Raw genomic sequence first — 12,926 nt, forward strand, 5'->3', positions numbered from 1 at the left:
TAATGAAAAAGCTTTATTGTGCGCTGTTTTTTTTCTTGTTTTACTTCCTTTCTTTTGCTCAAAAGAGCGAATATAATACTACTTCTATTTCAGACACTCTCAAAGAAAATGCAGATGCAGTTGTTCGTTTAGATCAAATGGATATCACCATTGAATCGCAACGCAGTATGAACATCAAAACGCAGAGAGTAGTCTCGGTTTTTAATGAGAAAGGATTAAATGACATTGATGCTTATCAGAACTATGACAAAACAACTTCGGTAAAAAATATTGAAGCCATAGTTTATGATGCTTTTGGTAAAGAAATCAAAAAAATAAAACGAAAAGATTTTAAAGATCAAAGCACTGTAGGAGGAAGCACTCTTTTTTCAGACAGTCGTGTAGTTTTTCTGGAATATACTCCGGTTTCCTATCCGTTTACGGTGGTTTACACCAGTGAAATAGAAACTTCAAATACGGCCTTTATACCGCAATGGTACTTTTTAGGAGGATATAATGTAAGCGTGCAGAAATGCATCTTAAATGTGACTTTCCCGAACAACCTCGGATTTAAAAAGAAAGAATTTCAGTTTGCCGACCTGAACATCAAAAAAACTACAGATACGGATACAAAACTGTCTTATCTCGGGGTTAATATTTTAGCCCAGAAACCGGAAGATTACAGCCCGTCTTCTTCTGATCTTTTTCCAAGGGTAATGATGGGTTTGGAAAATTTTCATTTAGAAGGTGTAGACGGGACAGCAAAAACATGGGAAACATTTGGCAAATGGTACAGCGATAAGATTCTAAACGGAACTACTGTTTTGCCGGAAGAAACTAAAGTAAAAATAAAAGCGCTGGTTGGGAATGAAAAAGATCCCATTAAGAAAGCAAAAATTATTTATGATTATGTACAGAAAAAATCAAGATATGTAAATATTGCGATTGGTATCGGAGGATGGAAACCAATGCTGGCGACTGATGTAGACCGTTTGGGATATGGCGATTGTAAAGCCTTGACCAATTATACAAAAGCACTTCTGGAAACTGTCGGCGTTCCATCATACAACACTATTTTATACGGGGATAGTTATAAAAGAAACATACAATCTGATTTTGTTTCTATGCAGGGCAACCATATGATATTGGCAATCCCAACCGGAGATAATTACACGTGGCTTGAATGTACGAGCCAGGATGATCCTTTTGGTTATCAGGGAATATTTACAGATGACAGGGATGTCCTGGTGGTGAAGCCTGAAGGCGGAGTAATTGTAAGAACTAAAATATACGAAGACAAAGGCAATGATCAAACCGACAAAGGAATCTACACCATAGATGAAAACGGTAATTTTTCGGGTTCAGTTTCTATAATATCCGGTGGTTCTCAATACAACTCAAAAGCAAGAGTAGAACATTTACAGCCAACCGAAAAAGAAGCACATTACAAAGAATACTGGGATAATATCAATAATTTGAAATTAGGAAAAATAGCTTTTACAAACGATAAGGAAAATATTCGTTTTACGGAGAATATTGAAATCAGTGCCATAAATTATGCGACTATTTCTGCTAATAAAATGATTTTTGTGGTTGATGCATTCAATAGGAATAACGGAAATGTAAAACGAATCCGAAACAGAAAAAATCCATTTCAGATTCAGCGTGGATATCTCGATTCTGATGAAATCGAAATTAATCTTCCAGCCGGTTTTACTGTGGAATTTCTGCCAGCAAATTTCGAATTGAAAGGGAAGTTTGGCGAATACAAAACCGAAATCGTCAAAAAAGAAAATAACAAGCTGACCTACAAGCGTTCAATGCTTTTGAATAAAGGAAAATATTCGAATAAAGAATATGATGAATACCGTCTCTTTATGGAACAGGTGTCAAAAAATGATAATGCCAAAATTATACTAACAAAGAATTAATCAAACGAATGAAAATCAAACAACTATCTATTATTTTATTCTTTTTCCTTTTTTCATTTCTTCAGTTGACAGCTCAGGAATTTAAACTTGGAAAAGTTTCAGTTGCCGAATTAGAGGAGAAAAAACATCCTAAAGATACCGCTGCAGTTGCTGCTGTTTTATACAAAAAGGGAGTTTCCTACTTTGATTATAATGAGATTAACGGTTTCGTTCTAACAACGGAAGTTGAAACGCGTATCAAAATATATAAAAAAGAGGGTTATGATTTTGCCAATCAGACTGTCGGTTATTCCATTTCAGGAAACTCAAAAGAAAGTGTTCAGATATCAGATGCGAGTACATTTAACTTAGTGGGGGGGAAAGTTGAAAAAACAAAATTAAAAAGTGATGGAATATTTGACGAACCGGTAAGTAAATCTTACGGAAGAAAGAAAATCTCATTGCCTAATGTAAAAGAAGGTTCTGTTATTGAATTCAAATATACGATAAGAGCTCCTTTTGTAAGCTGGATGAGAGACTGGAGATTTCAATATGACATCCCTGTAAATAAATCAGAATTTTCAACCTCTATTCCGGAGTATTATGTGTACAACGTAATGCAAAAAGGATATGTTTTTCCAAATAAAACTGTCGAAACGAAGTCGAAATCAATAGTGTCTACAACTAATGAAAGAAGTGTTAATAATAGAAGTTCGACTAATTTTTCGACGCAGAAAACAGATTATTTTGAAACAAAAACAACGTATGTTGCTGAAAATCTACCAGCAATAAAAGACGAATCTTTTGTAAATAATATCGATAATTATACATCAATTTTATCTTTTGAACTGTCTGCTATTAAATGGCCAAACAATCCTATTCAAACATTTTCTTCAGATTGGAATTCAGTGGTGAAAACAATTTACGATTATGATGATTTCGGACCGGAACTAAATAAAACAGGTTATTTTGAAGATGATTTGAAAAAGCTTCTGACCGGAATTACAACAACTGACGAAATAATACTGACTGTTTTGAATTATGTAAAATCAACCGTTAAATGGGATGGTAACAGCAGCTATGGTTGTGATGTAGGGGTACGTAAAGCTTATAAAGAAAAAGCAGGAAATTCTGCAGATATCAACCTGATGTTAACAGCTATGTTGCGCAAAGCAGGCCTTACGGCAAATCCGGTCTTAGTAAGTACACGTTCGAACGGGATTGCTTTGTTTCCTAACAGAACGGCCTTTAATTATGTGATTGCTGCCGTAGAAACACCAAACGGAGTTATTCTGTTAGATGCAACAAGTAAATATTCGTCTCCTAATATTTTGCCTTTTAGAGCTTTAAACTGGCAGGGAAGACTGATTCGCAAGGACGGAACTTCTGAAGCGATTGATTTAATGCCTAAAAAAGCATCCAATGATAATATTTTTATCAATTATGAGATTGATGCCGAAGGTAAAGTAAATGGTAAAGTGAGAAGACAATGTACAGACTATAATGCCATGTCGTACAGAAATGAAGTAGACGGGGTAAAAGAAGATGTATATCTTGAAAAACTTGAAAATGATAATAATAAAATAGAAATTAGCGAATACAGCAGAACAAACGAAAAAGAAGTTTTACTGCCAACGATAGAAAGCTATTCTTTTAAAGGAGATAATTTAGCGGAAGTCATTGGAGGTAAAATCTATATCAACCCAATGTTGTTTTATACCAAAACAGAGAATTCTTTCAAGCAGGAAGTCCGCGAATATCCGGTAGATTTCGGATTCCCTTTTGTAGATAAATTCAATATTACCATTAAGATTCCTGAAGGGTTCGCTGTAGAAACTTTGCCGGCACCGGCAATATTGGCAATGGAAGATAATTTAGGAACATTCAAATTTAATATTGCTGAAAATGGAAATTCACTGCAATTATCAATTCTCCATCAGATAAATGAAGCAATCGTTTCAGTTGAAAAATATGAAATGCTAAAAGAATACTATCAAAAAATGATTGCAAAAGAAACTGAAAAAATAGTTTTAAAAAGGATATAAATGAGATTTCACAGTTTCTTAATAATTACTTTTTTATTTTTTGGATTTTCAAAAAGCACAGCTCAAAGTTATGAACTGGGGAAAGTAACGGTTTCAGAATTAAAAGAGAAAGCTAATCCAAAAGATACAACTGCACCGGCTGCAATTTTATTTAAAAAAGGAAAAACATTTTTCACTTACAATAAAGATAACGGTTTCACAGCAAATCATGTCTATGAATTTAAGATCAAAATTTATAAAAAAGAAGGATTAAAGTGGGCAGATCAGAAAGTGCGGTTTTACATTGGGTATGAAACTTTAAGAGAAGATCGTTTAGAGTTTTCAAATGCCGTGACATACAATCTGGAAAACGGGGCAATTATAAAAACAAAATTAGAGAATCAGGGAACTTTTAAAAAAAAAGTCAACAAATTCTGGAATGAGAAAATGATAACAATGCCCAACGTAAAAGTGGGCTCTGTTATTGAATACAAGTATGTTCTAAAATCTGATAATATTGTAAAATTGCCGGATTTTGATTTTCAATATGAAATTCCGGTAAATTATTTTGAGTATAAAACCGATATTCCCGAATACTATATTTATAAAACCCTTTTGGTAGGGAATTATAAAATTGAATCAGATTCAAAGTTTACCAGTAAAACTCAAAGTTATGATGATGACTTTCATAGGTCCTCATCAATTTCCTATAAACAAATTAGTTCTTTTTACCTGGGAAAAGATATTCCTGCTTTAATAAATGAACCTTATGTAGATAATATTGATAATTACAAAGGTTCAATTCAACATGAATTAGAAAGAATTCGTTATCCGGATCAGCCTGTAAAAGATTATGCAATGACATGGGAAGGCGTGGCAAATACTATTTTTAAGGATAAAAGTTTCGGAAAAGAGCTCAGCGAAAAAAGCTTTTTGTCAGAAGACGTTAAACGAATATTGACTAATGTCGAATCGCAAAGTGAAAAATTAAAAATCATTTTTAAATTCGTTCAAAGTAAAATGAACTGGAATGAAAAGAATGATTATTATACAGATAAGGGTTTAGTAAAAGCTTACGCCGATCAAACCGGAAATATTGCAGAGATCAACTTTATTCTAATCAATATGTTGAAGCTGGCAGGAATAGAAGTAAACTCGGTTTTGGTAAGCACAACAGAGAACGGAGTTCCGGTTTATCCCACAAGAACAGGATTTAATTATGTAATTGCAGCTACTGAAATCGATGGGAATCAAATTTTATTAGATGCATCCAATAAGTTTACCTATCCGGGAATTTTGCCGTTGAACGTTTTAAACTGGAAGGGAAGATTGATTAAAAATGACGGAACTTCTAAAGAAATAAACTTAGTACCCACTGCGACATCGAAGGATTTTTGGAACATTTTGGTTAAAGTCGACAATCTTGGCAAACTGGAAGGGAAAATTAAAGTTCAGAGAACAGATTATAATGCATTTCGTTTTAGAGCTGAAAACACCAACAAGAGCCAGGAAAATTATCTTGAAAAATTAGAAGAACAGTTGGGGGATGCGAAAATTTCAAACTATACAGTTGAGAATACGAAAGCAAATTTTTCAGATCCGGTGGTGGAAGTATTTTCTTTTGTTTCAAATAATGGAGTAGAGATTATCGGGGATAAGATTTTCATAAATCCGTTATTGTTTTTTACCCGGACTAAAAACCCATTTAATCAGGAAGTACGGCAAATGCCCGTTTGTTTTGGTTTTCCAACCCAGGAAAAATTCAATTTAAGTTTAGAAATTCCCGAAGGATATGTGGTAGAATCACTGCCAATTCCGGTAAAAATTACATCTGAAAACAAAGACATCGTTTATTTCTTAAATATTGCAAACCAAGGAAACAAAGTTCAAATAAGTAGTTCAAAAGAAATTAACAGTAGTATTTTTGCAGCAGATCAGTATAATGGATTAAAAGAGTTATTCCACAAAATGATCGTGAGTCAAAATGAAAAAATTGTTCTTAAAAAAATATAAAAGATGGATTTGAAAAACGCGCAATTAGACGTCGATACCTGGATAAAAGAGCACGGTGTTCGCTATTTTAATGAATTGACCAATATGGCACAACTCACAGAAGAAGTGGGTGAAGTGGCTCGAATTATAGCCAGACGTTATGGCGAACAATCAGAAAAAGAAAGTGATAAAAACAAAGATTTAGGAGAGGAATTAGCAGATGTGGTATTTGTCGTTTTATGTCTGGCCAATCAAACCGGAATCGATTTACAAGCCGCTTTTGATAAAAAAATGGATTTAAAATCAGTTCGGGATAAAGACCGTCACAAAAACAACGATAAACTAAAATAATTGTGAAATATCACTCATAAGCTTTGAATTATGAGTTTTGAATTTTGAATTATGAACGGGGAGTGGTAAATTGCGTGGCTGAATTACGTTTCTAATCATTCTTAATTCATAATTTACAACTTACAATTAAAAAAATGAATTTACTACTTCAGACAACGCAACATAATTTACAAGGACAAATTGCAGTAACAGGATCAAAAAGCGAAACCAATCGTTTGTTATTGCTCAAAGCATTGTTTCCAAATATCACCTTGGCGAATACTTCCAACTCCGATGACAGCGAAGTAATGCAAAAAGCCTTGATTGGAAATGATGAAATTGTAGATATTCACCACGCCGGAACAGCGATGCGTTTTTTAACTGCTTATTTTGCTGTAAATGAAGGTCGCGAAGTAGTTATGACTGGTTCAAATAGAATGCAGGAGCGTCCGATCAAGATTTTGGTAGAAGCTTTGGCACAGTTAGGTGTTGAAATCTCCTACCAGAAAGAAGAAGGATATCCGCCAATAAGAATCAAAGGAAAAAAAGTTACAGCTTCAAAAGTTACTTTGGCTGCCAATGTTAGCAGTCAGTATATTTCGGCACTTTTATTAGTAGCTTCAAAACTGGAAAATGGTTTAGAGCTTACTTTAGAAGGAGAAATTACTTCGGTTCCATACATCAAAATGACTTTAGCTTTGCTAAATGATTTGGACATTCAGACCAGCTTTGAAGGAAACGTAATCAAAGTCTATCCAAAAGCTGAGGTTGAAACTAAAGAAATGGTAGTAGAATCAGATTGGAGTTCCGCTTCTTACTTTTTTAGTTTAGTGGCTTTGGCAGATACGGCTTCAATCACCTTGAGCAGTTATAAAAAAGATAGTCTGCAGGGCGATTCGGCTTTGGTTTCCTTGTATGAAAAAATGGGCGTTCATACTACGTTTCAGGACAATCAAATGACACTGGTAAAACAAGAGAACTTTAAATTTGAAACGGTAAATTTTGAATTAAACAATACACCTGACATTGCACAAACTATTGTAGTAACCTGTTTAGGTTTAGGAATAGGTTGTCATTTAACAGGCCTTCATACGTTAAAAATTAAAGAAACAGACAGACTGGAAGCGCTTCGAATTGAACTTACAAAATTAGGGGCAAACATTTCAGTAACTAACGATAGCCTGACTTTGGTTGCTTCTCAAAATATAAATCACAACGTGAAAATTGCGACTTACAACGATCACCGTATGGCAATGGCTTTTGCTCCGTTGGCTCTAAAAGTTCCAATTATAATCGAAGATGCCGAAGTGGTTTCAAAATCATATCCTGATTTCTGGAATGATCTGAAACAATTGAATTTCGAAATTTCAGAATTGTAAAAGAAATTGAACCATATAAGTTGTATAAGTTCATTTAAATAAATGAGCATAATTTGCATAGCCTCCAGTTTTAACTGGAGGTTTTTTTTGCGTTTAAATTTTCGGCTTTAGCCAAATTAAAATACGATCAATTTTTTGCAGCATCCCAATTAAATGAACTTATACAACTTATATGGTTTAAAAACGTCTTTTTGGTGTTACTGAAACTCCACTAAATCAACGGCTTTTGAAAATAAACAGCAAAACACTTGACAACGCCTATCTCACAGTCGTATATTTGCACACGATTAAAAATCAGGTGTCCAAATAATCCTGATCGAAATCTATAACTCATAACTTTCTCAAATGAAATTATCACATTTTCAATTTAATTTACCGAAAGAACTTTTAGCGGAATTCCCGGCAGAAAACAGAGACGAATCTCGTTTAATGGTAATCGATCGTCAAAAACAAACTATAGAGCACAAAATGTTTAAAGATGTTATCAATTATTTTGATGACGGAGATGTTTTGATTCTTAATAATACTAAAGTTTTCCCTGCACGTTTGTACGGAAACAAAGAAAAAACAGGAGCAAGAATTGAGGTTTTCTTATTAAGAGAATTAAATTCAGAACAACGTCTTTGGGACGTTTTGGTTGATCCGGCCCGTAAAATCAGAATTGGTAACAAACTTTATTTTGGTGATGATGACTCGTTGGTCGCTGAGGTAATTGACAATACGACTTCTCGTGGCAGAACTTTACGTTTCTTGTACGATGGTTCTTACGAAGAATTCAGAAATAAATTAACAGAACTTGGAGAAACTCCAATTCCAAAATACATCAACAGAGAGGTTACGGCAGAAGATGCTGAAAGATACCAGACTATTTACGCAAAGGAAGAAGGAGCTGTAGCGGCACCAACTGCTGGTTTGCACTTCTCTAAACACCTTTTGAAAAAATTAGAAATCAAAGGAATCAATTTTGCTGAAGTTACACTTCACGTTGGTTTGGGAACTTTCAATCCGGTTGAGGTTGAAGATTTATCGAAACACAAAATGGATTCTGAAGAATTGATTATCAAACAGGAAGCTTGCGATATTGTAAATGCTGCTAAAGTAAACAAAAAACGTATTTGCGCTGTTGGAACAACTTCGATGCGTGCTATCGAAAGTTCAGTTTCCTCTCAGAATACTTTAAATCCTTACGAAGGCTGGACCAATAAATTTATTTTCCCTCCTCACGATTTTAGTATTGCAAATTGCATGATTACAAATTTCCATACACCAAAATCAACATTATTAATGATGATTTCTGCTTTCTGTGGTCATGATTTAATGAAAAGAGCCTACGAAGAAGCCATCAAAGAAGAATACAAATTCTATTCTTACGGAGATGCGATGTTAATCATCTAATTAGATATTTCGAATCAAATATAAAAACCTGTCAGAGATGACGGGTTTTTTTATGGCTTGTGATTTTAGTCCCAGTCCCAGTTTTCAATCAGTATTCAGTTAAAGTCCCAGTTTTGAAAACTGAAAACTGCGACTGAAAACTACAACTGAATGCCTAAAACTTGTTAATTTTCGATAGAATATCTTAAAACTTGTTATTTTTACGCTTCAAAACAAAAAACAATGACTTTTTTAAATACACGCGAATTCGCGAAACAACTGGATTCAGAAGATACCTTAAATCAGTATCAGTATCAGTTTATTTTTCCTAAAGTAAATGACAAACGCGTAATTTATTTTACGGGAAACTCTCTGGGATTACAACCAAAACGTACCAAAGCGTACATTGATGAAGTAATGAACGACTGGGCAGAACTTGCTGTTGAAGGTCATTTTTATGCGCAAAAACCATGGTGGGATTATCAGGAAAGATTTGCAGAACCGCTAAGTGAAATTGTTGGTGCTTTGCCTTCAGAAGTCACAGTGATGAATACTTTGACCGTAAATCTTCATTTACTGATGGTTTCATTCTATCAGCCAACAGCAACACGTTATAAAATTATCTGCGAAGAAAAAGCATTTCCTTCCGATCAGTATATGTTTCAGAGTCAGGTTGACTTTCACGGCTATAAACCGGAAGATGCCATTGTAGAAATTAAACGCCGTGAAGGAGAACACAACATTCGTCTGGAAGACGTTCTGGCTAAAATCGAAGAAGTTGGAGACGAACTTGCCTTGGTTTTAATTGGCGGAGTAAACTATTATACAGGACAGGTTTTTGATATAAAAACAATCACCGCAGCGGGACAAAAAGCCGGTGCAAAAGTAGGTTGGGATTTGGCACATGCAGCCGGAAATATCAAGTTGCAGCTTCACGACTGGAATGTCGATTTCGCAGCCTGGTGCAGCTATAAATATATGAATTCAGGACCGGGAAATGCATCCGGTTGTTTCGTTCACGAAAAACATCACAACGATTCCAGCCTGCCTCGTTTTGCAGGATGGTGGGGACACAATAAAGAACGCCGTTTTAAAATGGAGCCTGTCTTTGATCCGGTTCATGGAGCGGGAGGATGGCAAATTAGCAATTTACCGGTACTTGCATTAGCGCCCTATCTGGCTTCTGTTGAAATGTTTGCTGAGGTTGGAATGGACGCTTTAATTGCTAAAAGAGATCGCATCACTTCCTATTTAGAATTCATTTTGCATGAAATAGACAAAGAAGTTAAGGGTAATTTTGAAATTATTACCCCTTCCGATCCGGAAGAAAGAGCTTCTCAATTATCTGTTTTTTTACACGGAGAAGGAAGAAATTTATTCGATTATTTAATGAAAAACGGAGTGATTACAGACTGGCGTGAACCCAATGTAATTCGTCTGGCGCCAGTTCCTTTATATTGTTCTTATGAAGACATGTATGATTTCGGACAAATTCTTAAAAAAGGAATTCTTGAAAAATAAGATAATAGGTAATTATGTAATATTTTGTTGAAATTATGTAACATATCCTTAATTGATACCTCTTTAATTTGCACGGTATAATTTAAATGCCAAAAAAATCATGAAAGCAATATTTGTAATAATAGCAGCCTTAAGTATCGTTTCTTGTCAGAATCAGGATAAGATGGATATTAATAAAGCGAAACAAGCTAGCATAGATTCGATGAAAGTTGAAATTGATAAACAAAAAGTTATTGATTCAATGAAAGTGGAAATGGCTAAAATGGAAAAAGAAAAAACTGAAGCCCAAGCCGAAGCTCAAAAAGTAGTTGTCGTAAATCACCAGACTGAAGGAACTGCGACCGCTGCGCCAGCCAAAAAGAAAGGTTGGAGTTCTGCAGCTAAAGGTGCTGTAATTGGTGCCGGAGTCGGAGCCATTACCGGAGCAGCTGTTAGTAAGAAAAAAGGCCAGGGTGCTATAATAGGAGGATTGGCCGGAGCCGGAGTTGGAGCCGGAACAGGCGCTATTATAGATTCCAGAAAGAAATAATCTAAACTAAATCAGTTTAAATATAAAACCCCGGATTAAATTTTAATCCGGGGTTTTCGTTTTTAGCAATGTTCAGGGACTTTAATTTCGGTTAATTCTAATTTACAGGACTTGAATTGTTCTCTGATTTTATCTAAATCTGCTTTGAAAAATAAAGTCGACTCAAATAAATTTTGATAATAGGCAATGCCTTCAAAAAGATTAGATTTAAAAACAGTCCATTTTTTTAATTGATTTGAAGTGACTTCCCCTGAACTATTTTCGATTTCATTCCTGAAATAATCCAGGTACATTTTTAATTCTTTCACCAATATATTAGGGCGGTCTACAGTTCTTAAAACAGAATTGTTTCCATAAATATGCTGTACCATTTCCTTCAGTGAAACTTCCTGATCAAAATAAGCCATATTAGGTCCCGGGCAGATAACCACGCCCTGAGCCTGTCCTTTTATTCTGATATCATTTTCTAAATAAGCAGCATTGGCCAAACCGACACACAAACATGATTTCTCGGTAATTTTAATTTTTGATTTCTCATAAACAGCATCAGAGACAGTATTTTTTGTCTTTTCTAATGCTGCCAGTTTTATATCCTGATATTTTTTTGCTGCCGTACAAATTCCCTTTGGATCATATTCTTTGCTTAAAGCCAAAAAGCGTTTCGGACAAGAACTGCCGGCTTTGTTTTCCTGAATTCGTTTTTGTTTCAGAATTTCATTAGAGGTGCCTTTCACAGAATTAAACGGAACTCCTAAAGGCGAAATGTGGCTTAAATATAAATCTTCTTCTTTGGCATTTATCAATAACTTTCTCGTTTCCGGATCTACGGAAGTTGCTTCCGGAACCAGTAAAAAGGGAGTTCCCCATCCAATAGAATTTACTTTATAAGTGGCTAACAAAAATTCGTGTTCTTCTGCAGTTCCAACTCCTCCCTGAACCGTAATTTTTGTGGCTAACGGTTCGTTAGGAAAAGCGGTATTTTTTTGCTGTAGTGCCTTAACCATCAATTCGTGTGACGATTGTACTAATTGTTCTTTTTTTTGTCTGAATTCCTCCAAAATGGTACCCAAAAGCAATCCTTCCGTAGCAAAGGCATGCCCGCCGCAGTTCAGTCCGGATTCTATTCGGTATTCTGAAACCCAAAGTCCTTTCTTCGCCAGAAAGTTTCCCTGAATCAACGCAGAACGAAAATCACTTACTTTTAGAATGATTTTCTTTTTCAGTACATTGTTTTCATCCGGATAAAAATCACTGAAATTTTCAAAGTAACTATAAAGCCTTGGATTCATTCCGGCAGAAAGAACAACCGAAGAACTAAGGTTGCTTTTTGCAAAACCGCGTAAAGCGGCATGGGCATCATTAAATTCAATAGGAAGTGGTGCGTTTTTGTCAAAATTATCTTTGTCAAGTTTGGTCATGATATTGACATCAATAGCCCCCGGTGAAAGATGTGATTCGATATAATTCTGAATGTTATCCTTAAAAGAAATTCCATCATCCAACAGGTTTTGGAAGCCTTTCTTGATATCGGAAGTATTGGGTAACATCGCCATGAAATTTTCTAAAGCAGTTTTGCTCTCGGCTAATTCCGCTTTAAAACTTTCAAATTTTTGTTTTACGATTTTATCGACTAAATTCAGATAAGAAGTAATGCGTTCAGCACGATAATCCTGTATTTTCTGGCTGATTTCCTGATAAGGCTGATTGAATTTGGTACTGTAAAAAAGTCTCATTTTTTCAATTAACTCATCGTCAGCAATAGAGATTACGGATGAAATACCGTATTGCGCCACCCGAATCGGACTGTCAATTGTATAAGCAAGTCCCATGACCGGAATATGAAAAGTGTGTAAATTATTTTTTGTCATTTGCTTTTTGAGTTAAAAGA

Annotated in this window: 9 protein-coding genes; 8 read left to right on the top strand and 1 reads right to left on the bottom strand. The window is 35.0% G+C overall.

Translation table 11 applies throughout. The features are described from left to right. The first annotated feature begins 2 nt into the window (after positions 1-2). From HAV12_RS03215 to HAV12_RS03250, 8 genes are all read left to right on the top strand, one after another. Positions 3-1,910, top strand: a complete 1,908-nt coding sequence (locus tag HAV12_RS03215; protein WP_171568439.1) for a DUF3857 domain-containing protein — start codon at positions 3-5, stop codon at positions 1,908-1,910. 8 nt (positions 1,911-1,918) lie between these two features. Next, positions 1,919-3,934: a DUF3857 domain-containing protein gene (locus HAV12_RS03220; RefSeq protein WP_171568440.1), complete on the top strand. Its 2,016-nt coding sequence runs from the start codon at positions 1,919-1,921 to the stop codon at positions 3,932-3,934. Next, a complete protein-coding gene (locus tag HAV12_RS03225; protein ID WP_171568441.1) occupies positions 3,935-5,926 on the top strand; it encodes a DUF3857 domain-containing protein in 1,992 nt (663 codons plus the stop codon). Between the two features lie 3 nt (positions 5,927-5,929). Next, complete coding sequence (locus tag HAV12_RS03230) at positions 5,930-6,256, top strand: nucleotide pyrophosphohydrolase (RefSeq protein ID WP_012022600.1); 327 nt, start codon at positions 5,930-5,932, stop codon at positions 6,254-6,256. Between the two features lie 134 nt (positions 6,257-6,390). Then, positions 6,391-7,614, top strand: coding sequence for a 3-phosphoshikimate 1-carboxyvinyltransferase (aroA, locus tag HAV12_RS03235; RefSeq protein WP_171568442.1), 1,224 nt, complete (start codon positions 6,391-6,393; stop codon positions 7,612-7,614). Between the two features lie 345 nt (positions 7,615-7,959). Further along, positions 7,960-9,009, top strand: coding sequence for a tRNA preQ1(34) S-adenosylmethionine ribosyltransferase-isomerase QueA (gene queA / locus HAV12_RS03240; RefSeq protein WP_132037397.1), 1,050 nt, complete (start codon positions 7,960-7,962; stop codon positions 9,007-9,009). Between the two features lie 222 nt (positions 9,010-9,231). Beyond that, positions 9,232-10,509 carry a kynureninase gene (gene kynU, locus HAV12_RS03245; RefSeq protein ID WP_171568443.1) on the top strand — a complete coding sequence of 426 codons (1,278 nt, stop codon included), beginning with the start codon at positions 9,232-9,234 and terminating at the stop codon, positions 10,507-10,509. Between the two features lie 100 nt (positions 10,510-10,609). After that, entirely contained in the window at positions 10,610-11,038 is a 429-nt protein-coding gene (locus HAV12_RS03250) for a glycine zipper family protein (RefSeq protein ID WP_132037399.1), read from the top strand. Positions 11,039-11,100: 62 nt separating this feature from the next. Here the strand turns inward: HAV12_RS03250 and HAV12_RS03255 are convergent, their stop codons facing one another. Beyond that, positions 11,101-12,906, bottom strand: coding sequence for a hypothetical protein (locus HAV12_RS03255; RefSeq protein ID WP_171568444.1), 1,806 nt, complete (start codon positions 12,904-12,906; stop codon positions 11,101-11,103). Positions 12,907-12,926: the final 20 nt, after the last annotated feature.

This window comes from Flavobacterium sp. CLA17 (genome assembly GCF_013112255.2).
Lineage (GTDB): Bacteria > Bacteroidota > Bacteroidia > Flavobacteriales > Flavobacteriaceae > Flavobacterium > Flavobacterium circumlabens.

Excerpts from the sequence above, each read along its gene's own strand:
- HAV12_RS03250 (WP_132037399.1), top strand. The coding sequence starts at position 10,610 with ATGAAAGCAATATTTGTAATAATAGCAGCCTTAAGTATCGTTTCTTGT.
- HAV12_RS03220 (WP_171568440.1), top strand. The coding sequence starts at position 1,919 with ATGAAAATCAAACAACTATCTATTATTTTATTCTTTTTCCTTTTTTCA.
- HAV12_RS03230 (WP_012022600.1), top strand. The coding sequence starts at position 5,930 with ATGGATTTGAAAAACGCGCAATTAGACGTCGATACCTGGATAAAAGAG.
- HAV12_RS03215 (WP_171568439.1), top strand. The coding sequence starts at position 3 with ATGAAAAAGCTTTATTGTGCGCTGTTTTTTTTCTTGTTTTACTTCCTT.
- kynU (WP_171568443.1), top strand. The coding sequence starts at position 9,232 with ATGACTTTTTTAAATACACGCGAATTCGCGAAACAACTGGATTCAGAA.
- HAV12_RS03255 (WP_171568444.1), bottom strand. The coding sequence starts at position 12,906 with ATGACAAAAAATAATTTACACACTTTTCATATTCCGGTCATGGGACTT.
- aroA (WP_171568442.1), top strand. The coding sequence starts at position 6,391 with ATGAATTTACTACTTCAGACAACGCAACATAATTTACAAGGACAAATT.
- HAV12_RS03225 (WP_171568441.1), top strand. The coding sequence starts at position 3,935 with ATGAGATTTCACAGTTTCTTAATAATTACTTTTTTATTTTTTGGATTT.
- queA (WP_132037397.1), top strand. The coding sequence starts at position 7,960 with ATGAAATTATCACATTTTCAATTTAATTTACCGAAAGAACTTTTAGCG.